Source organism: Aeromonas popoffii, assembly GCF_037818705.1.
Lineage (GTDB): Bacteria > Pseudomonadota > Gammaproteobacteria > Enterobacterales > Aeromonadaceae > Aeromonas > Aeromonas popoffii.
Genome location: NZ_CP149129.1, coordinates 2,793,861 through 2,819,014, shown reverse-complemented (window position 1 = coordinate 2,819,014; position 25,154 = coordinate 2,793,861). Strand labels below are relative to the sequence as shown.

The following is a 25,154-nucleotide window of genomic DNA, read 5'->3' as shown; positions in this document are numbered from 1 at the left end:
AATTTATCCGATCGGTGAGCGGTGACGATCACAATTATGCACCCTGTATCTTGCATTTGTCGCCAACGGGACTATGAGAAAAATTTCATTGTTCAACAGTTGGTTAGCTTGCGGCTATTCGGTTGTGACCTGGGGGCGCTTTTTAGCTGACGTGTTTCGAAAGCGTCAATCGCTACCCACTTGCAAATATTTATCCAAATAATGGTGAATATTTATATGTTTTCTGACCCTCACCTCCCTTGATCCAGCTCAGCGCCCTGTTTGTGCAAGCTCGTACAATGACGCTCCTTTAGCGGAGGTGCCATGCAGTTACACGAACTCGTCAATACATTCGGTCAGGATCTCAAGCAACGCCACGGCCAGAAGATCCACAAACTTTCCATTCATGGCGCCTTCACCTGCCCCAACCGGGATGGCACCCTGAGCCGCGGTGGTTGCACCTTCTGCAATGTCTCCTCTTTTGCCGACGAGTCAGCCCAGCAGCTCTCGGTGGTGCAGCAACTGCTGGCGCGCCGGGATGAAGTGACCCGTGCCAAGCGCTATCTCGCCTACTTTCAGGCTTATACCAGCACCTATGCCGAAGTTGAATATCTACAGCGTATGTATGAAGAGGCGCTCTCGGTCAGCGACATGGTGGGGTTGTGTGTCGGCACCCGGCCCGATTGCGTGCCGGATGCTGTGCTGGACTTGCTGGCCAGCTATCAGGCCCGTGGCTACGAGGTATGGCTGGAGCTGGGATTGCAGAGTGCCAATGACAAGACCTTGCATCGCATCAATCGGGGCCATGGCTACGCGGCCTATGCCGATGCGGTCGAGCGAGCTCATCGGCGTGGGATCAAGGTATGTGCCCACCTGATCGTCGGCCTGCCCGGTGAAGTACCCATGGACAGCCTGGATACATTGCACCGCATAGTGGAGACGGGCGTGGAGGGGATAAAGCTGCATCCGCTCCATGTGGTTGAGGGCAGTACCCTCGGCAATGCCTGGCTGGCGGGTCGACTGGAAGTGCTGACTCTGGAGCAATATGTGGAGGCAGCCGTGGCCATGATCCAGCATACGCCCCCCGAGGTGGTTTATCACCGCATCTCGGCCTCGGCTCGTCGTCCGACCTTGTTGGCGCCTGTCTGGTGCGAGAATCGCTGGACAGCCATGGCCAATATTGCTAGTGAACTGGCTCGTTCCGGCGCTCAGGGGCAGAGGCTGGGGCGACCTTTTTCCCTCGCCGGATGTATTGCGTGATCAATCAAGTTTTGTCAAAAAAACAGAGGGTTATTAGATGAAATTCAGTCTTTACAGTATAGTTGCAGTAAAGTTGTCTTGATAATATGACTAGGCTTGAAAAAGAAATCATTATCAATGATCTTGTATTATTTCCAATGGACCGGCGGGATAGACCGGACATGGCGCCATCTTGTGTCGCTATTAAGAACCGATCAAGCCGTACCGCCTTTGGGCGTAATGCTTCTCAGGTCTGACGATGCCATCCCGTGTCATTTACCTGTGCTTTAACGTTAATCAGGCTGTTGATCTCTTGCCGTGGAGTCAGGGTTCTTTATTCCACGAGATCGCGTTCGCCGGACAGCGATGTGTGACCACCACAGTCGGCCTAATCATGCAGTGACAGGATGCTATGCAAGCAGAAACTAACCGTATTGATGAGTTGTTGGAGAGCCTGGTCTTCCTGACCCGCTTTTATGGCGTACCCAACAGCAGGGATGCCCTGACCACTGGATTGCCGTTGGTATCCGGCCTGCTGACCCCGAACCTGTTCAGTCGCGCCGCCGAACGGGGGGGGCTGTCTGCACGGGAAGTGATCCAGCCCCTTGCCGATATCTCCTCCCTGTTGTTGCCCTGTGTGCTGCAGATGCGCAACGGCGGTGCCTGCATACTGCTGGAGTGGAACGAAGAAAGAACTCAGGGCAAGGTGATTTTTCCTCAAGCAGGGGATGCGGCCGAGTGGCTCAGCATCGCCCACCTGGGTGATGAGTATCTGGGCAGGCTCTTCTTCGTCAAAAAACAGTTCAAGTTTGATGATCGTTCCCCCAAGGTGCTGGAGACCCGTGATGGACACTGGTTCTGGAGTACCTTGTTTGAATCCCGTGGCATTTATCGGGATGTGCTGATCGCCTCCGTTTTGATCAACCTGTTTGCGGTGGCCAGCCCGCTGTTCACGATGAACGTCTATGACAAGATAGTCCCCAACCTGGCGTTCGAGTCGCTCTGGGTACTGGCGGCGGGGGCCATGGTGGTGTTTACCTTCGATTTCGTGATGCGTCAGTTGCGCAGCTATTTTATCGATATCGCGGGCAAGAAATCAGACGTGCTGCTGTCGGCCAAGATCTTCGCCAAGGTAATGGGTATGCGGATGGAGTCCAGACCAGCCTCCACCGGTGCCTTTGCCAAACACCTGCAGGAGTTTGAATCCGTGCGGGAGTTTTTCACCTCCGCCACCGTCTCGACCCTCATCGATCTGCCCTTTGCGCTCTTCTTCCTCTTTATCATCTGGATGTTTGCTGGCGTCATGGTGGTGGTGCCCATCGTCGCCATGTTGATCCTGGTGGCCTACAGCTTCTATATCCAGGCGCCGCTCAAACAGTCCATCGAAGAGGGATCGCGGCTCGCTTCCCAGAAAAACGCCAACCTGATCGAGAGTATTTCCGGGCTGGAGACCGTCAAGATTTTCGGCGCCGAGAGCATGTTCCAGCATCGCTGGGAGCAGGCGGTATCCCATATATCGACCTGGGGCGTGCAGACGCGCCGCATCACCAACTCCATGTCGTCCCTGGCCAGCTACATCCAGCAGGTAGTGACAGTGGGCTTGGTAATCGTCGGTGTCTATCAGATATCGGAAGGGTTGGTCACCATGGGCGGCATGATTGCCGCCGTCATGCTCTCCAGCCGCGCTATCGCCCCTATGGTGCAACTCTCGGTTCTCTCCACCCGTTACAACCAGGCTAAATCCGCGCTGGAGATCCTGGAGAAGATCATGATGACGCCGGGTGAGCAGGAGGAGGGTAAGCAGTACATCCATCACCCTATCATCGCCGGCCGGATCGAATTTGATAATGTGTCGTTCAAGTATCCGGGGATGGAGACAAGCACGCTGCACAATATCAATCTGCGTATTGAGCCGGGTGAGAAGGTGGCCATCATAGGTCGGATCGGGGCGGGCAAGACCACTCTTGAAAAGATTCTTATGGGGCTTTATCGACCCACTGATGGTTCGGTTCGTCTCGACGGGTTCGAATTGGATCAACTGCCCGCGTCTGTGATCCGGCGTAATATCGGTTGTGTCCCCCAGGATGTGACCCTGTTTTTTGGCTCGGTACGTGACAACATCATGTTGGGTAATCCGCTGGTGGACGATGCGCGGGTTCTGCGCGCGGCCAAACGGGCCGGGGTCACCAACTTCACCAACCGTGACCCGAATGGTCTGGACAGGCAGATAGGAGAAGGGGGACGTCAGCTCTCTGGCGGTCAGCGTCAGGCGATCCTGCTGGCTCGTGCTTTGCTCAATGATCCCCCCATTCTGGTGATGGACGAACCCACCTCCAACATGGACAACCAGTCAGAGATGCAGGTCAAGCATGAGCTGGCACGACTGGGACCGGAAACCACCCTGATCCTCATTACTCACAAGACCTCCATGCTTGATGTCGCATCGCGGGTCATCGTCGTGGAGCAGGGGCAAATAGTGGCAGATGGACCCAAAGATGTAGTGTTGCAACAGTTGAAGGAAGGCAAGGTGCGAGTGCAGGAGGCGTCCAATGGCTAAATTTGGTCTGTTCAAAAAGTCGCCGTCCGATACAGTGCTGCCCGCACCCGAACATCTGGAGTTTGTCGATGATGGCGCTGCTGCCGTTCTGCTGAGTACCCCGACCCGGGCAAGAGTATTGTTGTGGGCCTGCTTCCTGTTCTTTATGAGCGCCATCGTCTGGGCTGCCTGGGCCGAGCTGGATGAAGTGACGGTCGGGCAGGGCAAAGTCATCCCATCCCGTCAGTTGCAGGTGATCCAGAACCTGGAGGGGGGAATCGTCAAGGAGATCTTCGTCAAGGAGGGTGACATCGTTGAGAAGGGGCAGCCGCTGCTGCGAATCGATGACACCCGTTTCCGTTCCGATTTTCGGGAGCGTGAGCAAGAGCTGGTGACCCTCAAGGGTGATATCGCGCGGCTAAAGGCCGAGATCCTGAGCGTCGTGGTCAAGACTGACCCCAATCTGGGCTGGCGTGAACAGGTGGTCATCGACAAGCAGCCGATCGCTTTTCCAGATGGATTCGAGAATGTGTTTGCCGAGTACGCTGCCCGTGAAAAATCGGTGCAGGATGAGCGACTCAATAACCTGAACAACCAGCTCTATATACTCGGTCAGCAGATCGAGCAGAAAGAGCAGGAACTGATCGAGCTCAATGCCAAGATAAGAACCGTCGGACGCAGTGTCGATCTGGCCCGGCAGGAGTTGAACATCAGTCGTCCCCTTGCCAAAGAAGGGATAGTCCCCCAGGTAGAGCTCATCAAGCTGGAACGCCAGGTCAACGAGATGCAGGGGGAGCTGGAGAGCAACCGGCTTATTATTCCCAAACTCAACTCAGTGCTGAGAGAAAGCATTTCCAAGCGTAACGACATAGCGTTGAAGTTTCGGGCCGACTCACAAACTGAACTCAACGAGCGGCAGGGGAAACTGAGCCAGCTCTCCGAGGGGCAGGTCGGGCTGCAGGACCGGGTTGATAGGACCAGTGTGATTGCGCCGCTCAAAGGCACTATCAAGAAGCTCAAGATCAATACCCTGGGTGGTGTGGTGCAACCAGGGATGGATTTGATGGAGATCGTGCCGTTGGAAGACACCTTGCTAGTCGAGGCCAAGGTGTCCCCGAAAGACATCGCATTCTTGCGACCAGGGCTGGCCGCCGTGGTCAAGATCACTGCCTATGACTTCACTATCTATGGAGGATTACATGGAAAGGTTGAACAGATAAGTGCTGACTCCATCCAGGATGAAGATGGCAACTCCTTCTACCTGGTGCGAGTTCGCACCGAGAAAAGCTACTTGGGCGATGAGCTTAATGCACTTCCCATCATCCCCGGTATGTTAGCCAGTGCAGATATTATTACTGGTAAAAAAAGTGTCCTAGACTATTTGCTTAAGCCGCTATTACGGGCTAGGCAGTCTGCACTGAGAGAACGATAAGCCAACAATCTAAAAACAACATGACTGGAGATACCATGAAGAAGACGATTGTTGCCATGTTAGTAAGTGGCACCGTGCTGTTCCCGGGCCTTACCCTGGCCCAAACGCTGGAACAGTCAGTGGCACAGTCACTGGCTACCCATCCGAAAATCAAGGAAGCTTTTGACCTTTATCAGGCGCGACTGTATCAGCATGATGGCGCCAAAGGTGGTTATTATCCCACCATCGATCTGCGTGGTGGTGTGGGTTATGAAAAGACCGATAGCCCAACCACTCGTGCGGGCGGTGCTGGTGTGGATGACAGCATGACTCGCAAAGAGGCCGGGATCAGTCTGCGCCAGATGCTCTTCGACGGTTTCGATGTCAGCAGCAACGTGGCCCGGACCGATGCCGAAGCCAACGCTCAGCGTCTGGCCATGATCTCCGAGGCAGAGAACACAGCGCTGCGTGTGGCCGAGGTTTACCTCAACGTGCTGCGCCAGCAGGAGCTCCTGGAGTTGTCCAAGCAGAACCTGGAAACCCATGAGCAGATCCGCAGCGATATCAGTAAGCGGACCGACTCTGGTCTGGGCTCGACTGCGGACCAGACCCAGATCGATGGTCGTGTCGCCAGAGCCTATGCCAATGAGGCTGCCGCCGAGAACAACTATCGCGATGCGGAGAGCGAATTCATTCGCGTCGTTAACGAGATGCCAAAGGATCTGGTGCAACCCGTTCCCAATGGGGCGCTTATTCCCGCCAGTCTGGATGCTGCATTGAAAACGGCCACCGAAGTGCACCCGACCCTGCTCTCCTCCCTGCAGGATATCGAAGCGGCCAAGTATCAGCATGAAGGCGCCAGATCCGGTTTCTATCCCAATGTGACATTTGAGGTAGATCAGAACTGGAATGAGGATATCGATTCAGTCAAAGGGCGTAACGATGATCTGACCGCCATGGTACGGATGCGTTACAACCTGTTCCGTGGCGGTTCTGATGTGGCAGAGAGCAATGCAACATCTGCGCTCTACTCTCAGGCGAAAGACATTCATCTGAATGCGTTCCGCCAAGTAGAGGAAGGCACTCGTCTGGCTTGGAACGCGAAAGAGTCGCTGGCCAGGCAAAAGACCTCTCTGAAAGAGCATGTTGACGCCAGCTACGACACTGTACAGGCGTACAAGAAACAGTTTGGCCTGGGTCAGCGTACCTTGCTGGACGTGTTGAACACCGAAAACGAACTGTTTGAGGCGCGCCGAACCTACATTACCGCCGAGTATGACGCTCTGTTGGCTGACTATCGTATCCTCAACGCCACAGGTAGCCTGCTCAACGCGTTTAACGTGCAGCAGCCGGCCGACTGGCAAGCCAAACGCTAATGGACAACGCATCAGGTTTGATGCGAGTAAAAGGGATGGTCGCGCTTTGCTGCTACCATCCCTTGTCTCTAATGCTCTAATGCTTGATCGGTGCAGTGACAGTCATTGGATGCCCATGGGATGAGTGTGACTGTGTGGTGGAAGGCAAGCGGTTTTAGCAGGGCGTCAGCCTTGGGGTTGCGCGCTCGCTGGCTGCGTTACTCACTGTGGTGGTTGCTGGTTTTGCTTCCGCTCATCCTCTCTGCCAGTCAACCCTTGACACCCGAAGACCTCAAGCTGGTTCAGCGCGCCGAGGAAACCTATGGGGCCAGGGCAGGCAAGCGGGTGACAAGCTGGCGTACGCTGGTCATGCAGAATCGTGATGCCGGACTGACAGAGCGCCAGAAACTGGAGAAGGTAAACCAGTTTTTCAACCAGATGCGCTTCATTGATGACATCAAGTTGTGGCGCAAGAAAGATTACTGGGCTACCCCGCTGGAGTTTCTGGGGGCGGCCGGTGGTGATTGCGAAGACTTCAGCATTTCAAAATACTTCACCCTGCTGGAGCTTGGTATTCCCGATGAGAAAATGCGGATGGTATATGTCAAGGCGTTGGATTATAACCAGTTTCATATGGTTGTTGCCTACTATGACACCCCTTCCTCCGAACCTGTGATTTTGGATAATTTGATCGGATCGATCCGTCCTGCCAGCCAACGCACGGATCTGGTGCCGATATACAGCTTTAACGGTAGTCACTTGTGGTTGATGAAGGCGCGTGGTCAAGGGGAACTGGCCGGGCAGTCGTCACGCTTGGGATTATGGAGTGATTTACGCAATCGCATGACTTCCGGGCGATTGGCTCGGCCTGTGGTGAATTTGGATGATTAACCTATGACGCTCTACAGACAATTATTGGCAACCATGTTGATCCTGTTCGGTTTGTTGTTTGCAGCTACCTATTGGGTGCAGTTCAATTCGACCCGAACCTATCTGGCTCAGCAGCAGGAGACCACCGTCATCAATACCGCAACCTCGCTCGGGTTGGCGCTGACCCCGTATTTGGAAAACGGTGACAAGGTGGGAGCTGAATCGGTCATCCAGGCCATATTTGATGGCGGCTATTATCAGTTGATCCGATTGGATTTGCTGGCGTCCAAAGATGTCATCGAGCAAGAGAACACCAGCAACATTCAGGGCGTACCACAGTGGTTTATCGGCTTGGGTTTGTTTCCCGAAGTATCCAACGAGTCAATTCTGACATCCGGCTGGCTGCAACTGGGCAAACTGAAAGTGGTGGGCCACCCAGGACAAGCCTATTACGAGCTGTGGCGGGGTATGAGCGAACTGGCAAGCTGGTTCTTGATCGGTTTTTTAATCACCACCATTTTACTGATGAGGGCACTGAATTATCTGCTCAAGCCACTCAAGCAGATTTGCGATCAGGCGGTAGAGATCGAGCTTCACCATTTCGGTCACGCCATTCCAGAGCCCAAAACCCACGAGTTGAAACAGGTGGTACAGGCCATCAACACCCTCTCCAGCAAGTTGGCGCTGCAGTTTAAAGTGCAAGCGGAAGAGGCCGTACAATTGCGGGAGCGTGTCTATGTGGACGCCGTCTCCGGCTTGGGTAACCGTGCCTATTTTGTCGGTCAGGTCAATGCATGGATTGCCGAAGCAGGACAAGGCGGTGTCATGCTGGTGGCGGTCGATATGCTTGATGATTTGTACCGCGAAGAGGGTTTTGCCGCGCGGGACAACATGGTCAAGTCCATCGCCCAGACCTTGAAAGATCAGTTGAAGGGGTGGGATGGCGCGGCTCTGGCGCGGATTTCTGCCACTGAATATGCGCTGCTTTGTCCAACCGACGATCTGACCCAGTTGAAAGACCTGGCGGAGGTGATCAACAGCCGAATTGCCGACCTGGTCGTTAATCCGATGGGTGAAGGAGATGCCCTCTCCGTCATCGGTATTGCGGGGCGTGACGGTAATGACGATCTGTCGGTCTTGCTGACCAAGGCCGACAATGCCTTGGGCAAGGCGCGCAATGAGCGCCGTGGCGCCGTTGTGATGGAAGGCGGTACCGATCAGAGCTTGATGGGGCGTCTGGCCTGGCGCGATCTGGTGCAAGATGCCATTGCTCGGCACTTGTGGCGCTTTAAGGCCCAGCCAGCTTGCCGCTTCGACAATGGGGTACGACTGCATGCCGAGTTGTTTGCCTCTATTTCACGCGACGGTACCGACTACTTTGCCGGCCAATTCTTGCCAGCCATTGAGCAGTTCAAGCTGGGCAGTGAGTTTGATCAGGCGGTACTGGATGCCTGCGTGCCCCTGTTTGAACGGCAATCAGATCTGGTGCTGGCCATCAATATCACGGCTGGCTCTCTCTGTTCTGATGAGTTTTTGACTTGGTTGACCGGGTATCTGTCGACTCACGTCGAATTGAAGGACAGGTTGCTGTTTGAGATACCTGAGGCCGCCATCATGAAGCACAAGGGGCATGTGATCACCTTGGTGAATACCTTGCAGGAACATGGGTTCCAGTGGGGCGTTGATCATTATGGTCGCCACTTCCAGTCTCTGGGTTATCTCGAGGAGCTGGCGCCAGCCTATGTCAAGGTTGACCATGGTTATACCAGTCAGGTCATGGAAACGGGGGCCGATACCTCCTTCCTGGCCGCAGTTTGCCGCGCCGCTCACAATGCGGGTGTGACTACCATTGCAACCCGTGTTGAGGATCAGCATCAGGTCGAGTTGCTCTCTAAGTTGCATATCGATGGTTATCAGGGTTTCGTACACCCTGCATTTCCTTTGTCCTGAGCCATCAGCATCAAAAATGGGGTCCGTTAAGGACCCTTTTTTTATGCGAATGAAAAATAAGTATTAAGATTTTTAGTTGATGAGCCTTGATTGGCTTTACTTGAATCCCTCCCAAGTGAATGATTCAACAATATAAAAAAAGATCCTTCGATTTAATGCTCAGCATTGCTTCCGGTTTCACCCCATCTTGTACATTTTTGCAACGGAAGCGAGGCGGACAGGCATCTATGGTGTAGACATCAAGATCTGTCATGTTGGAGCAATGGATATGCGTACCCAAGTAATCGACAAAACCGTGGTGGTTTCTTCTGTTGAAGGCAACGTTCAAATATTGCTGGTCGATGGTAGCAGTCGCCCTCTGCAGAGGGGGGAAATCCTCCAGCCCGGCGCCAAGCTCAATATTGCAGATGATGCCAAGCTGGTACTTGCCCCCTATGACGATTCTCCTGCATCTGGCACCCCAGATGCCGCCGCCCCGGATGCTCAGGTACCGGGACAGCCACAAGCTTCGGATGCAGGGAGTGCGACCTCTCCCGATATTGCCGCATTGCAACAATCGATCTTGCAAGGGGTAGACCCGACCCAAAACTTTGAGGCAGCTGCTGCCGGTGGGGCGCCTGCTGCGGGCGGCGGTGGGATCGGTGGGGTCGCTGGCGCAAGTGGTAATGGCGGCTTTGTCATCATCGATAGAATCGGTGATGCAACGATTGCCGTAGCCGGGTTTGATACCACTTACCAGACCGAGCCTGTTGTTGACACTCGGCAGTTGGCAGAACCACTGCTGGCCAACGAACTGGCGGATCAAGGTGAGCAGCTTACCGTGCCCGAAGATGGGGTACTGAATGGTAATGTTCTCACCAACACAGTCAATACGGATGGCCCTGATGCGGCGTCTGTGCTGCTCTTCAGCTGGGGGGATAACGTCAACGTTGCTGCAGGTACCACTGTCACAATTGATGGTGTCGGCAGCCTCGTCATTAACGCTGACGGCAGTTTCACCTTCACTCCAGCCCCCAATTATGATGGCGCTGTACCTCCTGCCACCTATGTCGATACTGATGGTACTGACACGGTTCAGTCCACACTGGAACTGACAATTACTCCTGCCAATGATCTCTCCGATCAGAACGAGAGTGTTGTTGTGACAGAAGACACCGTTATATCTGGCAACTTGTTGGCCAATACCATTGACAATGATGGGCCGCAGGCTTCGTCTGTGACCGGGTTTAGCTGGGGCTCTATCATCAATCCTTCATTGAGCACACCAGTAACCCTGACTGGGGTGGGGACCCTGTTGGTCAATGCTGATGGCAGCTATTTGTTCACGCCGGCACCTAATTACGATGGGCCGGTTCCGACAGTGAACTATATCGTCACAGACGGCACCATCACGGTTCAGTCCACTCTCTCTATTTCCATCACTCCGGTTGATGAGCCTGTTGAGTTGGCTGGTCTGCAGCTGGAAGGCGGTGAGCTGACACTAGATGAAGCGGCTTTGGCAGATGGCAGCAATCCGGATGCAACCGCTCTCACACAAAGTGGCCTGTTCACATTCAATGCGGCTGATGGCGTACAGAGTTTGACTCTGGGCGGTGTCACACTGATCAGTAATGGGCAAGCTATTACGGTGTTCCCTCAGGTGATTACCAGCCCATCGGGTAATGAGCTGGTCGTGACAGGCATTAATTACAACCCCGTTACCGGGTCAGGCAGCGTTAATTACAGCTACACCCTGAGTGATAGCGAAAATCACACCAAGCCTGCCAATGATACGGTTCTGGGTGAGAGTTTCGGTGTGGTACTGGTAGACACTGATGGTGATAGCGTCAGTGCCAGTTTGGATGTGGTGATCCTGGATGATGTACCGAGTGTCACGTTCACCTCTGGATCCGAAGGTGTGGGCCGTGTGTTTGTGGATGAAAGCCTGGCCGCGCTGGGCGGTGCGGGCAGTGATGGCGTCGCCAGTGCCAGTCTGAGTGCCGCGCAGGTACAAGCCCAGTTCACCCCGGCCTTCGGGGCCGATGGGGCGGGCACGATTGGTTATAGCCTGGCACTCACGGGCAGCAACGTGGCCAGTGGCCTGTTTGCGGTGGACCCGCAGGCCCCTGCTGGGCAGGGTGAGGCCATCGTACTGAACCAGGTGGGTAACGTCATCACCGGCAGTGCCGGTGGGGTGGATTACTTCACGCTGACCATCAACCCGGGTACAGGTGAAGTGACGCTTGCCCTGCTGGATAACGTCTGGCACGGCGACAGCGGCAATGCGGATGACAGTGTGGGGCTGAGTCTCGACAGCGGGGTACTGACCCTGGTGCAAACCGTGACGGATGCCGATGGCGACAGCGCCAGTGCTGCTATTGATGTGGGCGCTGGCGGGGTGTTCCGGTTTGAAGATGACGGCCCGAGTGCCGGGCTGGCGGAAGAAGCGCCGAGCCTGAGTGCCAGTGTGGATGAAAGCCTGGCCGCGCTGGGCGGTGCGGGCAGTGATGGCATCGCCAGCGCCAGCCTGAGTGCCGCGCAGGTACAAGCCCAGTTCACCCCGGCCTTCGGGGCCGATGGGGCGGGCACGATTGGTTATAGCCTGGCACTCACGGGCAGCAACGTGGCCAGTGGCCTGTTTGCGGTGGACCCGCAGGCCCCTGCTGGGCAGGGTGAGGCCATCGTACTGAACCAGGTGGGTAACGTCATCACCGGCAGTGCCGGTGGGGTGGATTACTTCACGCTGACCATCAACCCGGGTACAGGTGAAGTGACGCTTGCCCTGCTGGATAACGTCTGGCACGGCGACAGCGGCAATGCGGATGACAGTGTGGGGCTGAGTCTGGACAGCGGGGTACTGACCCTGGTGCAAACCGTGACGGATGCCGATGGCGACAGCGCCAGTGCTGCTATTGATGTGGGCGCTGGCGGGGTGTTCCGGTTTGAAGATGACGGCCCGAGTGCCGGGCTGGCGGAGGAAGCGCCGAGCCTGAGTGCCAGTGTGGATGAAAGCCTGGCTGCGCTGGGCGGTGCGGGCAGTGATGGCATCGCCAGCGCCAGCCTGAGTGCCGCGCAGGTACAAGCCCAGTTCACCCCGGCCTTCGGGGCCGATGGGGCGGGCACGATTGGTTATAGCCTGGCACTCACGGGCAGCAACGTGGCCCGTGGCCTGTTTGCGGTGGACCCGCAGGCCCCTGCTGGGCAGGGTGAGGCCATCGTGCTGAACCAGGTGGGTAACGTCATCACCGGCAGTGCCGGTGGGGTGGATTACTTCACGCTGACCATCAACCCGGGTACAGGTGAAGTGACGCTTGCCCTGCTGGACAACGTCTGGCACGGCGACAGCGGCAATGCGGATGACAGTGTGGGGCTGAGTCTGGACAGCGGGGTACTGACCCTGGTGCAAACCGTGACGGATGCCGATGGCGACAGCGCCAGTGCTGCTATTGATGTGGGCGCTGGCGGGGTGTTCCGGTTTGAAGATGACGGCCCGAGTGCCGGGCTGGCGGAGGAAGCGCCGAGCCTGAGTGCCAGTGTGGATGAAAGCCTGGCTGCGCTGGGCGGTGCGGGCAGTGATGGCGTCGCCAGTGCCAGTCTGAGTGCTGCCACCGTGCAGGCCCAGTTCACCCCGGCCTTCGGGGCCGATGGGGCGGGCACGATTGGTTATAGCCTGGCACTCACGGGCAGCAACGTGGCCAGTGGCCTGTTTGCGGTGGACCCGCAGGCCCCTGCTGGGCAGGGTGAGGCCATCGTGCTGAACCAGGTGGGTAACGTCATCACCGGCAGTGCCGGTGGGGTGGATTACTTCACGCTGACCATCAACCCGGGTACAGGTGAAGTGACGCTTGCCCTGCTGGACAATGTCTGGCACGGCGACAGCGGCAATGCGGATGACAGTGTGGGGCTGAGTCTGGACAGCGGGGTACTGACCCTGGTGCAAACCGTGACGGATGCCGATGGCGACAGCGCCAGTGCTGCTATTGATGTGGGCGCTGGCGGGGTGTTCCGGTTTGAAGATGACGGCCCGAGTGCCGGGCTGGCGGAGGAAGCGCCGAGCCTGAGTGCCAGTGTGGATGAAAGCCTGGCTGCGCTGGGCGGTGCGGGCAGTGATGGCATCGCCAGCGCCAGTCTGAGTGCTGCCACCGTGCAGGCCCAGTTCACCCCGGCCTTCGGGGCCGATGGGGCGGGCACGATTGGTTATAGCCTGGCACTCACGGGCAGCAACGTGGCCAGTGGCCTGTTTGCGGTGGACCCGCAGGCCCCTGCTGGGCAGGGTGAGGCCATCGTACTGAACCAGGTGGGTAACGTCATCACCGGCAGTGCCGGTGGGGTGGATTACTTCACGCTGACCATCAACCCGGGTACAGGTGAAGTGACGCTTGCCCTGCTGGATAACGTCTGGCACGGCGACAGCGGCAATGCGGATGACAGTGTGGGGCTGAGTCTCGACAGCGGGGTACTGACCCTGGTGCAAACCGTGACGGATGCCGATGGCGACAGCGCCAGTGCTGCTATTGATGTGGGCGCTGGCGGGGTGTTCCGGTTTGAAGATGACGGCCCGAGTGCCGGGCTGGCGGAAGAAGCGCCGAGCCTGAGTGCCAGTGTGGATGAAAGCCTGGCCGCGCTGGGCGGTGCGGGCAGTGATGGCATCGCCAGCGCCAGCCTGAGTGCCGCGCAGGTACAAGCCCAGTTCACCCCGGCCTTCGGGGCCGATGGGGCGGGCACGATTGGTTATAGCCTGGCACTCACGGGCAGCAACGTGGCCAGTGGCCTGTTTGCGGTGGACCCGCAGGCCCCTGCTGGGCAGGGTGAGGCCATCGTACTGAACCAGGTGGGTAACGTCATCACCGGCAGTGCCGGTGGGGTGGATTACTTCACGCTGACCATCAACCCGGGTACAGGTGAAGTGACGCTTGCCCTGCTGGATAACGTCTGGCACGGCGACAGCGGCAATGCGGATGACAGTGTGGGGCTGAGTCTGGACAGCGGGGTACTGACCCTGGTGCAAACCGTGACGGATGCCGATGGCGACAGCGCCAGTGCTGCTATTGATGTGGGCGCTGGCGGGGTGTTCCGGTTTGAAGATGACGGCCCGAGTGCCGGGCTGGCGGAGGAAGCGCCGAGCCTGAGTGCCAGTGTGGATGAAAGCCTGGCTGCGCTGGGCGGTGCGGGCAGTGATGGCATCGCCAGCGCCAGCCTGAGTGCCGCGCAGGTACAAGCCCAGTTCACCCCGGCCTTCGGGGCCGATGGGGCGGGCACGATTGGTTATAGCCTGGCACTCACGGGCAGCAACGTGGCCAGTGGCCTGTTTGCGGTGGACCCGCAGGCCCCTGCTGGGCAGGGTGAGGCCATCGTGCTGAACCAGGTGGGTAACGTCATCACCGGCAGTGCCGGTGGGGTGGATTACTTCACGCTGACCATCAACCCGGGTACAGGTGAAGTGACGCTTGCCCTGCTGGACAATGTCTGGCACGGCGACAGCGGCAATGCGGATGACAGTGTGGGGCTGAGTCTGGACAGCGGGGTACTGACCCTGGTGCAAACCGTGACGGATGCCGATGGCGACAGCGCCAGTGCTGCTATTGATGTGGGCGCTGGCGGGGTGTTCCGGTTTGAAGATGACGGTCCTAGCGTCACCATCAACGCGGTGGCGGATGGCAGCATCGTGCTGACCACCCAGGATGCACAGACCATCGGGGTGGCCAGTGACACGGCGAGCGGCAGCTTTGCGGCGGCCTTCCTGGCGGCGGCGGTGCCGAGCTATGGCGCGGACGGTCCGGGCACGACCACGGTGGGCAGTTACAGCCTGAGCGTGACCGACAGCAACAGCGGGCTGACCAGCAACGGGTTGGCCATCACCCTGACCAAGGTGGGCAGCGACATTGTCGGTGCGACCAGCGCGGGTGAGGTGTTCCGCATTAGCGCGGCGAGCGATGGTACCGTGACGCTGACCCAGTCGGCGGAGCTGGATCACCTGCCGGAGGACGTGGACACCAGCAACGACAACAGCCTCATCAGCCTGGCCAGTGGCAAGGTGTTGTTGAGTGCAACAGTGACGGTGGTGGATGGCGATAACGACACCGCGACCGGCACGGTGAGTGCGGATCTGGGTGGCAACATCCACTTCGAAGACGACGTCCCGACAGCTAATCCAGTGACCAATGCTGGTCAGGCAACACAGGTTCAAGACACCAATTTGATGTTGATCCTCGATATTTCCGGCAGCATGGATAATCTATCTGGCTATCAAGGAATGACTCGAATACAAGTCATGCAGAAATCGGCTCTGGAGTTGCTCGACAAGTATGATGCCTATGGCAATGTGATGGTCAATATCATCACGTTCGCTACCGCTGCGGCCAACCCGACAGGGACCTGGGTAAGTGTCGATGCTGCTAAGGCCATTATTCTTAGCCTTTCAACGACCGACTCGACAAACTACGACGATGCTCTCAACGATGCTATCAATGCCTTTGCTTCGAGCAACAAGCTGGTTGGGGCGCAAAATGTGTCCTACTTCATGTCGGATGGTGCGCCCAACGCAAGCTCCGTCAGTAATCCAGCAACTGTGCCCGACGGCTCCAACAGCTTTGGTGATGGAAGTGGTATCAGTGCCGCCAATGAAAAGGATTGGATCGACTTCCTGAAGGCAAACAATATCAACTCGTTTGCTCTCGGCATGGGGTCTGGTGCGACCCAGTCAGCTCTGGATCCGATCGCCTATAACGGTATAAGTGGTGCTAGCCCAGCAAATACTTCCGCGACGGTTGTGACCGACTTCAGTCAGCTGGCGGCAACTTTGCTCAGCACGGTTGTTGCACCGCCATTATCTGGGCAGTTACTCAATGATGGGGTGACGGCCAGTACTGGCGGAGATGATGGTTGGATTGGTTCTATTACAGTTGCTGGCGTCACCTATCACTACAATCAACAAACCGATAGTGCCAGTGTCACAGGTGGGACTTCAGCGGGCACATTCAATTCGACTACCAATGAATGGTCGGTTGCAATTGCTGGCGGTATCCTCAAAGTCGATATGGACAACGGTATGTATACATTTACCCCACCGTCCTCGATTCCTGCGGGTGGCATTAGTCAGGTCTTTGGTTACAGCGTGAGAGACAACGATGGAGACACTGCTTCCAGTACGCTGTCTATCATCGTCAATCCTGCAGTTGGCCCTACTGTAGTGCGTGATGATTTCATCATCACCAATCAGGATCCTTCGACTATTCCGGACTGGGTATTGCTTGCCAATGACACCGGACCGCTTGCTGCTACTCAGGTAATCTCCGGTGTATCCGGCGCGATTGGTGGCACGATAACAGATGGTTCAGGCACTGTTGTATTCGATGATACGTCGGGCAATGCAACTCCAGGTACTTATGATGGTTCATTCAATTACATCAATAGTACTACTACCGATCCGGCCAAGGTATTCGTAGATGTACAGAGTGGTTCGACGCTCACAGGGAGTTATCTTGATGAAATTCTGATTGGAAATTCGGGAAATGACACGCTCAATGGAAATGCTGGCAACGATATCCTGCTTGGTGGTGCTGGCAACGATAACCTGAACGGTGGGGAGGGTAATGACATTCTTGTCGGTGGTGTGGGTAATGACACCTTGAATGGTGGCAATGGCAATGATACAGCGAGTTACCTGGATAGTACTGCTGGAGTAACTGTCATTGTGAATGGTAACAACCAGGCAACCGGTGGTGCAGGAACGGACAGTTTGAGCAACATGGAAAACCTGATTGGCTCCATGTTCAACGACTCTCTGACAGGTGATGGCAGTGCCAACGTCCTCAGTGGTCTTGCTGGCAATGATATCCTGAGTGGTGGCGGCGGTGACGACATTCTGACCGGTGGCTCTGGCAGTGACACCATGACAGGGGGAACAGGTAAGGATACCTTCAAGTGGATGTCGGGTGATGCCGGTGGTATTGATACCATCAAGGATTTCACCACGGGAGCTAATGGCGATGTGCTGGACCTGAGTGATTTGCTGAGTGGGGAACAGACAAATGCAGCAACATTGGATCAGTATTTTAACTTTGCATCCGGCCCAGGTAGCAATAAGTCTACTCTGACGATCGACCTGGATGGCTCGAACAGTGGGTCTACAACCCATACTATCTTCTTTGATAACGTGGATCTGACCCTTGGAGGAACAAGAACAGATCAACAGATCATTCAAGACTTGCTGGATCAAGGCAACCTCAAGGTTGATCCGTAATCGAGTAATGGGGCCGGGCTATGCCTGGCCCCTGTTTTTTGACAGAGGTGGCGGCTAAGATAGCGGCAGTACAGGAGAGGGTCACCATGCAGTCATTCAATTGGATCGATATCGATGGTATTCGCTATAGCTGGGATGGGCAGGGCAGCATTACCTGCACCGGCCAGTTTGGCTATCAGGCCACGATGGCAGGTGATCGGATCGATGCACTGGATCTTGAAAGCCAAGATGGCGAAGTGGCGGGTTCCCTCAATGTGGACTTCGCGACAGCGACCATCGCTTTCACGCCGGCAGTCGATGCAGAACCACCTCATATGGTGGTGCTGGTCGGGCACGATCAGGGGGAGCAGGAGTATTCGCTGCAGAGTCTGAGCGATAGCTGTTTGCAGGATCTGCTCATGCACTCCGACAGCATAGATTGTGCTCCACTTATCACGTCCACGCTGGCAGACCCCGAGACCTCGCCGCAAGGACACGTTCTGTCGTGGGATTCCTTCCATTTTGATGATGACGTCGTGCTCGGTTCCCGCAGCGTCACGCCGATGGCACCCGGCCATCAAGAGCTGATGGGCAACGAGATCAGCATCAACATCGACATGACCAATCAGGTGCTGGATCAGATACCGTCATTGCACGATATATGAATCCCATTCGACCACGGGCATAATGACCTCACTCTAATTGACTGAGGTTTTTTTCTATGTGGCGTCCCCTTCTTACCCTTTCCGCTCTGGTCGTCAGTGCTCCGTTATTCGCACTTGAAGTACCGCAAGCCCCGCATCTGGTGGTGAGTGGTTATGCCGAGCAGAAGGCCGAGCCAGATATGCTGACCCTCAATGTGTCGGTGACCGCGCTGGAAAAGCAGGGCATCAAGGCCAAGCAGCAGGTGGATGGCAAGGTCGCGGCCTTCTTTGGCCAACTGGAAGGGTTGGGCATCAAGCGCAGTGATGTGGAGGCGGGCAACCTGGTGATCTTCCCCGAGTATCAATATCCGCAGAACAAGAAGCCGGAACTGGTGGGCTACCGTGCCCAGCGTCAACTCGCGGTCAAACTCTACCAGCTCGACAAGCTGAGCGAGCTGATGGATACCGCCCTCAAGGCGGGTCTGGAGTCTGTGTCCCAGATAGAGTACGGCCTCAAGTCGCCGCAGACCATCAAGGAGCAGGCGCGGGTCGGTGCGGTGGAAGATGCCAAGATCAAGGCGGAATCACTGGCCAAGGCGTTCGGTATGAAGCTTGGCAAGGTTTACAGTGTCGAGTACCGCAACAACACCCCCATGCCCGTCTATAGCCGTGCACTCAAGGAGGCCGTCATGGCTGCGCCTGCCGCCGACATGATGGAAAACAGCTATCAACAGCAGCAGATAAGCATCACGGACAACGTGGAGGCCGTCTTCCTGCTGGAATAAGGCTTTGGCCATCCGGCCTTGTCGATCTACCCCAGGCCCGAGGCTCATCCCCTCGGGCTTGTCGTTTTTACCTGGCAAGCTGGATTGAGTGCGCAGGCCGGATAGCGGCCCGCAGATGATGATGTGACTGGCAGGATCCCGATCATGCCTGGTGGTCTATGGTGCAAGGGTGGGGAGCGCTGGTGCCTGGCCCTGCGCTCTGACGCCAGCGAGTGGCAGATGACGGATAGCAAGATGCCGGTCGGTGACCGGCATCTGATGGTGTAACGAGGTGGATTAACCCAGATTGGCGGCAACCCGTGCACGACGCTTCTGTTTGAGCTGATAGCCGATGGCCAGCACGACGATCCAGACCGGGATGAGCAGCACTGAAATCTGGATCCCCGGAGTCAGGTACATGATGACCAGGATTCCTGCCATGAAGGCGAGGCAGAGGTAGTTACCAAACGGATACCAAAATGCCTTGAACTTGGGCTCAACGCCTTCGGCTTGTTTGCTTTGGCGAAACTTCAGGTGCGCGAGGCTTATCATGGCCCAGTTGATGACCAGTGCCGAGACCACCAGCGCCATCAGCAGCTCGAATGCCTTGCCCGGCATCAGGAAGTTGATCAGCACGCACAAGAGGGTGGCCGCGGCGGAGATGGAGATGGCCACCACGGGCACACCACTCTTGTTGGTCTTGAGCAGGCTGCGCGGGCCGTTGCCCTGCTTGGCCAGACCAAACAGCATGCGGCTGTTGCAGTAGACGCAGCTGTTGTAGACCGACAGTGCAGCAGTCAGCACCACCATGTTGAGCACGGTCGCGACCAGGTTGCTGTCCAGCGCGTGGAAGATCATCACGAAGGGACTGCCGCCTTCCACGACTTTGCCCCAGGGGTAGAGGGACATCAGCACGGCCAGGGCGCCAATGTAGAAAATGAGGATGCGGTAGATAACCTGATTGGTGGCTTTGGGAATGCTCTTCTCGGGATCGTCCGCCTCAGCAGCCGTGATCCCCACCAGCTCAAGACCGCCGAACGAAAACATGATCACCGCCATCGCCATCACCAGACCGCTGATGCCGTTGGGGAAGAAGCCGCCTTGATCCCACAAGTTGGTGATGCTGGCATCCGGTCCGCCGTTGCCACTGGCGAGCAGGTAGCTGCCAAAGCCAATCATGCCGACGATGGCGACCACCTTGATGATGGCAAACCAGAACTCCATCTCGCCGAATGCCTTCACGTTGGAGAGGTTGATGGCATTGATCAGCACGAAGAAGACGGCAGCCGACATCCAGGTCGGGATCTCGGGCCACCAGTACTGGACATAGATGCCGACCGCCGTCAGCTCGGCCATGCTCACCAGCACGTAGAGTACCCAGTAGTTCCAGCCGGAGGCGAAACCGGCGAAGTCACCCCAGTATTTGTAGGCAAAGTGGCTGAAGGAGCCCGCCACCGGCTCTTCTACCACCATTTCACCGAGCTGGCGCATGATGAGGAAGGCGATAAAGCCGCCGATGGCATAGCCGAGCAGCACTGAGGGGCCCGCCATCTTGATGGTCTGGGCAATGCCGAGAAACAGGCCGGTGCCTATGGCGCCGCCCAATGCGATGAGCTGGATATGGCGGTTTTTCAGGCCGCGTTTCAGCTCCTCACCGTCTTGTTGAAGATCCATTCTTCCTTCCTTACGTCTCTGATATCACTCGTCTGTCATCTCGTTCCGTCCCGTCGAGTCACTCCATGTGACCTTGCACGGCAACATTGTGCTAAAAACGTGACGAAACCCGTATTTATTTCGTTACAGTTGGCTTCTTATTGTTTTTTGTAGCGACTACCAACGGAAGCAGAATAGTGATAATCGATTGTCTGCGCACCTGTTTTCCTCATTGCTCGCCGGTTTTTTCGGCATGAAACAGGTTTTTTATGATTTGAACGCGCTGGAGGGGAGTGGTTGCTCGCGTTGTATACAATCGAATCCTGTTCAGTTGACTCCTTCATTGATTCCTGTTTTATGAAGTCTCCTCCATAAATAAGGATGTGTTTCATGCAACGTATTATTGGTAGCCTGCTGGCCGTCGTGCTCTGGTTGACGGTCTGGCTCTCTCCCTTGTTGCTGACCATGGCGGCGGGATGCCTGTTGGTCTGGGCAGTGCAGGGGGATGACTATCTGGTGCTGCACTTTCGAACCGTGCTGCTGGCCGCTGGCGCTGTCGGTTTGTTGCCATCGGTCTGGTTGACCGAGCGGGTACGCCGGCGTCATGGTGTGCTCAACTTCTATGCCATGCTGATGAGCAACAAGGAGTTGAACAGCACCGCCTCCCGTTCCCGCTAATCATAAAACCGAGCCAGGTGCAGCCGCATCTGGCTCGGTTTTTATGTCTGCCTGTTACTCCTGCTCGCCGTCATCCATGGACCATGTCGGGCTCAGCTTCTAACCCCTGCCCGGTTCAATAGAGTTGACGGCGCATGCCGGTTGCCTCCAGAATTTTCGCGCTTATCTCCTCTACCGAATGAGAGCTGGTGTCGAGAAAGCGGATCGCCTCCTGGCGGAACAGCCGCTCCACACTCGCCAGCTCCTGCTCGCACTGCTCCAGCGATGAGTAGCGGCTGTTGGCGCGGCGCTGGTTGCGGATCTCATGTAGCCGCTGCGGCGCTATGGTGAGGCCGAACAGCTTGTGGCGGTTGGCCTTGAGGGCGCTGGGCAAGTCCAGCGAGCCCATGTCCTGCTCGATGAAGGGGTAGTTGGCGGCCCGGATGCCAAATTGCAGCGCCAGATAGAGGCTGGTCGGGGTCTTGCCGCAGCGGGAGACCCCGATGAGAATGATGTCCGCCTCCTCATACTCCTTGGTGGTAATGCCGTCGTCGTTGGCCAGCGCGAAGTTCACCGCCTCGATGCGATCGTCATAGAGCTTGCGATTCTCCATGCCGTGAGTGCGATGCAGCCTGGGTTCGGCTTTGACCCCCAGCTCATACTCCAGCGGGCTGACGAAGGTGTTGAGAAAGTCGTGGCTGCTGGCCTGGGCCTTAAGCACCTCTTCACGTACCAGGGGGTCGACTATGGTGTGAAACAGGATGGGGCGTATCCCGGTCTGACGGAATTGCTCGTCGATGCGCGCCCGCACCTGCCTGGCTTTGTCCTGCGTCTCCACGAAGGGGATGGTGATTTGCTCAAACACCAGCGGAAACTGGCTCAATACGGCGTGGCCGAACACCTCGGCCGTGATGGCGGTGCCGTCGGATACATAGAATACGGTGTGCACGATGCGCTCCTGTGATACGGGTTGGCGAGGTTGCGAGCAGTCAGTATCTCTCGAAACTATACCGATATTGTCAACCTATCTACTGTGCCCAAGTTGTGAAGTGGCTTGCAAACCTGAGTCGTTACCTTTTTGTGTTGGCATTGTAGAATGTCTGTGTCATTCGGCTATCCCCAAATCTTGCTCGGGGATTTTTTTGACAACAAATAGAAAACGTTTTCATATTCGTTGGCAACAGTAGAAACAGACAATAACGCATATAACTCACGCACATAATTTGGCGCAGAAGGTGCCATGGCACCCGAGCCCACCAACCTGGAGACATGCAAGTGCAACAGTACGTACTCTGGTACGAACAACTCGGAATGCAAGATGTAGAACGAGTTGGCGGCAAGAACGCATCCCTTGGCGAGATGATCAGCAACCTTTCAGGTGCCGGTGTATCCGTGCCGGGTGGCTTTGCGACCACGGCCTTTGCGTTTAACGAGTTTCTGGAGTTAAGCGGCCTTAACGGCAAGATCCATGATCTGCTCGATACCCTGGATGTGGACGACATCGCCGCCCTCAACCGGGCCGGTCAGCAGATCCGTGACTGGGTGATCGAAGCGCCGTTCCAGAGCGCGCTGGAGCAGGCGATCTGCGCGGCCTACGACAAGCTGAGTGCGGGTGTGGATGCCTCTTTCGCGGTGCGCTCCTCCGCCACCGCCGAGGATATGCCGGACGCTTCCTTTGCCGGTCAGCAGGAGACCTTCCTCAACGTACGCGGCATCGATGCTGTCATGATTGCCGTCAAGCATGTGTTTGCTTCACTGTTCAACGATCGCGCTATCTCTTATCGGGTGCATCAGGGGTATGACCACAAGGGCGTGGCGCTTTCGGCCGGGGTGCAGCGTATGGTGCGCTCGGATCTGGCCGCCTCCGGCGTCATGTTCACTCTGGATACCGAATCGGGTTTCAACGATGTGGTCTTCATCACAGGGGCCCAGGGGCTGGGCGAGATGGTGGTGCAGGGGGCCGTCAACCCGGACGAGTTTTATGTGCACAAACCAACCCTCAGGGGCGGGCGTCCTGCCGTGGTGCGCAAGACGCTCGGCTCGAAACTTATCAAGATGACCTACTCGGACGATGCCGGTCACGGCCGTCAGGTGAAGATAGTCGACACGACCGAGGCCGAGCGCAGCCGCTTCTGCATCACGGATGAGGAGGTGATGGCGCTGGCGAAACAGGCGCTCATCATAGAGCAGCACTACGGTCGCCCCATGGATATCGAGTGGGCCAAAGATGGACAGGATGGCCAGCTCTACATAGTGCAGGCGCGTCCCGAGACGGTACGTAGCCGCCAGGAGGCTAACACCCTCGAACGTTTTGCACTCAAACAAGCGGGCAAGGTGCTGATCGAAGGGCGTGCCATCGGCCACAAGATTGGCGCGGGCCCGGCGCGGGTCATCTCCTCCATCCGCCAGATGGACGAAGTGCAGCCCGGCGATGTACTGGTCACCGACATGACGGATCCGGATTGGGAGCCCATCATGAAGCGGGCCTCAGCCATCGTCACCAACCGGGGCGGGCGCACCTGTCACGCCGCCATCATCGCCCGCGAGCTGGGTATTCCGGCGGTGGTGGGTTGCGGCAACGCCACCGATCATATTGCCCCGGGTCAGCTCATTACCGTCTCCTGTGCGGAAGGGGATACCGGCTTCATCTATGATGGCGAACTCGATTTCGATGTGGCTGTGACCGAGGTGGGCAACATGCCACGTCTGCCCATCAAGATCATGATGAACGTCGGTAATCCGGACCGGGCGTTTGATTTTGCCCAGTTGCCCAATGCCGGTGTGGGCCTGGCGCGGCTCGAATTCATCATCAACCGCATGATTGGCGTGCACCCCAAGGCGCTGCTGGAGTTTGACCAACAGACGCCAGAGCTGCAGGCCACCATCGCTAAGATGATCGCCGGTTACGACAGCCCGCGGGAGTTCTACGTCGCCAAGCTGACCGAGGGGATCGCCACCCTGGGGGCTGCGTTCTGGCCGGAGCGGGTGATCGTGCGGATGTCGGACTTCAAGTCCAACGAGTACGCCAACCTGGTGGGCGGGCGTGGCTACGAGCCCCACGAGGAGAACCCCATGATCGGTTTTCGTGGCGCATCCCGCTACATAGCCGACAGCTTCCGCCCCTGCTTTGCCCTCGAGTGCGAGGCCATCAAGCGGGTGCGTGATGTGATGGGGCTGACCAACGTCGAGGTGATGATCCCCTTCGTGCGCACCGTGGGTGAAGTGGAGCAGGTGATCGACATCCTGGCCGAGAATGGGCTGCGCCGTGGCGAGCGGGGTTTGAAGGTGATCATGATGTGCGAGATCCCCTCCAACGCCCTGCTGGCGGATCAGTTCCTGCAGCATGTGGATGGATTCTCCATCGGATCCAACGACATGACCCAGCTCGCGCTTGGATTGGACCGGGACTCGGGCCTCATCGCTCACCTGTTTGACGAGCGCAACGAGGCGGTCAAGGCGTTACTGTCGATGGCTATCCAGGCTGCGCGCAAGGCGGGCAAGTATGTCGGCATCTGTGGCCAGGGCCCATCCGATCACCCGGATTTCGCCGCCTGGCTGGTCGAGCAAGGCATAGACTCTGTGTCCCTCAACCCGGATACCGTGGTGGATACCTGGCTCTATCTGGCCGAGCAGCACAAGGCTGGCTGAACCTCGTCGGTGCCAGCCTGAAAAGAATAAAAATGGCGCCCCAGATGGCCAATGCAAGTCAGTTGAGCGTTTGAGTCCCAACTTGCTAGGTATTAGGGCTAAAGAGTGAGGGAGGCATGATGCCTCCCTCTTTTTATTGGATGCCAGTCAGGGCAGAGGTTTCAGCCAAATTGACGCCGTAACCATAGCACCGTTTCTGCTATTCAAAATTTCGAATATTAAGTCATAAAAGTGCTTGGTTGACTGGC

General features: G+C 56.8%; 14 protein-coding genes. 12 read left to right on the top strand and 2 right to left on the bottom strand.

Translation table 11 applies throughout. The annotated features are described in order from the left end of the window. Window positions 1-303: 303 nt before the first annotated feature. The 10 genes from WJM78_RS12820 (at window position 304) to WJM78_RS12775 (ending at window position 19,236) form a co-directional block, all read left to right on the top strand. Window positions 304-1,239: a TIGR01212 family radical SAM protein gene (locus tag WJM78_RS12820; RefSeq protein WP_339009720.1), complete on the top strand. Its 936-nt coding sequence runs from the start codon at window positions 304-306 to the stop codon at window positions 1,237-1,239. Window positions 1,240-1,630: 391 nt separating this feature from the next. Beyond that, a complete protein-coding gene (locus tag WJM78_RS12815; protein WP_042035565.1) occupies window positions 1,631-3,775 on the top strand; it encodes a type I secretion system permease/ATPase in 2,145 nt (714 codons plus the stop codon). Further along, window positions 3,768-5,186, top strand: coding sequence for an HlyD family type I secretion periplasmic adaptor subunit (locus WJM78_RS12810; protein ID WP_042035567.1), 1,419 nt, complete (start codon window positions 3,768-3,770; stop codon window positions 5,184-5,186). The genes WJM78_RS12815 and WJM78_RS12810 overlap by 8 nt, the downstream gene beginning before the upstream one ends. Window positions 5,187-5,221: 35 nt before the next feature. Further along, complete coding sequence (locus WJM78_RS12805; RefSeq protein WP_042035568.1) at window positions 5,222-6,541, top strand: TolC family outer membrane protein; 1,320 nt, start codon at window positions 5,222-5,224, stop codon at window positions 6,539-6,541. Window positions 6,542-6,661: 120 nt separating this feature from the next. Beyond that, entirely contained in the window at window positions 6,662-7,411 is a 750-nt protein-coding gene (locus tag WJM78_RS12800; RefSeq protein WP_042035569.1) for a transglutaminase-like cysteine peptidase, read from the top strand. A 3-nt stretch (window positions 7,412-7,414) separates the two neighbouring features. Beyond that, on the top strand, window positions 7,415-9,340 hold the full coding sequence (locus WJM78_RS12795; RefSeq protein ID WP_339009713.1) for an EAL domain-containing protein: 1,926 nt from the start codon (window positions 7,415-7,417) through the stop codon (window positions 9,338-9,340). A gap of 268 nt (window positions 9,341-9,608) precedes the next feature. Then, window positions 9,609-17,561 (top strand): retention module-containing protein, encoded by a 7,953-nt coding sequence (locus tag WJM78_RS12790; RefSeq protein ID WP_339009711.1) that lies wholly within the window; start codon window positions 9,609-9,611, stop codon window positions 17,559-17,561. A gap of 86 nt (window positions 17,562-17,647) precedes the next feature. Beyond that, window positions 17,648-18,205: a hypothetical protein gene (locus tag WJM78_RS12785; protein WP_287146303.1), complete on the top strand. Its 558-nt coding sequence runs from the start codon at window positions 17,648-17,650 to the stop codon at window positions 18,203-18,205. A gap of 56 nt (window positions 18,206-18,261) precedes the next feature. Next, complete coding sequence (locus WJM78_RS12780; protein WP_042037863.1) at window positions 18,262-18,969, top strand: SIMPL domain-containing protein; 708 nt, start codon at window positions 18,262-18,264, stop codon at window positions 18,967-18,969. Window positions 18,970-19,113: 144 nt separating this feature from the next. Beyond that, window positions 19,114-19,236, top strand: coding sequence for a hypothetical protein (locus tag WJM78_RS12775; protein ID WP_280136038.1), 123 nt, complete (start codon window positions 19,114-19,116; stop codon window positions 19,234-19,236). Between the two features lie 9 nt (window positions 19,237-19,245). Here WJM78_RS12775 and WJM78_RS12770 read toward each other — a convergent pair whose 3' ends face one another. Next, entirely contained in the window at window positions 19,246-20,622 is a 1,377-nt protein-coding gene (locus tag WJM78_RS12770) for an amino acid permease (protein WP_042037864.1), read from the bottom strand. 369 nt (window positions 20,623-20,991) lie between these two features. Between WJM78_RS12770 and WJM78_RS12765 the strand changes: the two genes are divergently transcribed. Beyond that, complete coding sequence (locus tag WJM78_RS12765) at window positions 20,992-21,279, top strand: hypothetical protein (protein WP_108537697.1); 288 nt, start codon at window positions 20,992-20,994, stop codon at window positions 21,277-21,279. Window positions 21,280-21,394: 115 nt separating this feature from the next. On the opposite strand, the gene ppsR is transcribed toward WJM78_RS12765, so the two are convergent. Continuing rightward, window positions 21,395-22,207: a posphoenolpyruvate synthetase regulatory kinase/phosphorylase PpsR gene (gene ppsR / locus WJM78_RS12760; RefSeq protein ID WP_084204672.1), complete on the bottom strand. Its 813-nt coding sequence runs from the start codon at window positions 22,205-22,207 to the stop codon at window positions 21,395-21,397. 320 nt (window positions 22,208-22,527) lie between these two features. Here ppsR and ppsA point away from each other — a divergent pair, with 320 nt between their 5' ends. After that, window positions 22,528-24,906 carry a phosphoenolpyruvate synthase gene (ppsA, locus tag WJM78_RS12755; RefSeq protein ID WP_339009706.1) on the top strand — a complete coding sequence of 793 codons (2,379 nt, stop codon included), beginning with the start codon at window positions 22,528-22,530 and terminating at the stop codon, window positions 24,904-24,906. The last annotated feature ends 248 nt before the right edge of the window (window positions 24,907-25,154 follow it).

Bases quoted from the DNA above. Each gene is read 5' to 3' on its own strand.
- WJM78_RS12805 (WP_042035568.1), top strand. From the start codon at position 5,222: ATGAAGAAGACGATTGTTGCCATGTTAGTAAGTGGCACCGTGCTGTTC.
- WJM78_RS12765 (WP_108537697.1), top strand. From the start codon at position 20,992: ATGCAACGTATTATTGGTAGCCTGCTGGCCGTCGTGCTCTGGTTGACG.
- WJM78_RS12800 (WP_042035569.1), top strand. From the start codon at position 6,662: ATGAGTGTGACTGTGTGGTGGAAGGCAAGCGGTTTTAGCAGGGCGTCA.
- WJM78_RS12780 (WP_042037863.1), top strand. From the start codon at position 18,262: ATGTGGCGTCCCCTTCTTACCCTTTCCGCTCTGGTCGTCAGTGCTCCG.
- WJM78_RS12795 (WP_339009713.1), top strand. From the start codon at position 7,415: ATGACGCTCTACAGACAATTATTGGCAACCATGTTGATCCTGTTCGGT.
- WJM78_RS12820 (WP_339009720.1), top strand. From the start codon at position 304: ATGCAGTTACACGAACTCGTCAATACATTCGGTCAGGATCTCAAGCAA.
- ppsA (WP_339009706.1), top strand. From the start codon at position 22,528: ATGCAAGTGCAACAGTACGTACTCTGGTACGAACAACTCGGAATGCAA.
- WJM78_RS12770 (WP_042037864.1), bottom strand. From the start codon at position 20,622: ATGGATCTTCAACAAGACGGTGAGGAGCTGAAACGCGGCCTGAAAAAC.
- WJM78_RS12775 (WP_280136038.1), top strand. From the start codon at position 19,114: ATGCCTGGTGGTCTATGGTGCAAGGGTGGGGAGCGCTGGTGCCTGGCC.
- WJM78_RS12815 (WP_042035565.1), top strand. From the start codon at position 1,631: ATGCAAGCAGAAACTAACCGTATTGATGAGTTGTTGGAGAGCCTGGTC.
- WJM78_RS12785 (WP_287146303.1), top strand. From the start codon at position 17,648: ATGCAGTCATTCAATTGGATCGATATCGATGGTATTCGCTATAGCTGG.
- WJM78_RS12810 (WP_042035567.1), top strand. From the start codon at position 3,768: ATGGCTAAATTTGGTCTGTTCAAAAAGTCGCCGTCCGATACAGTGCTG.
- WJM78_RS12790 (WP_339009711.1), top strand. From the start codon at position 9,609: ATGCGTACCCAAGTAATCGACAAAACCGTGGTGGTTTCTTCTGTTGAA.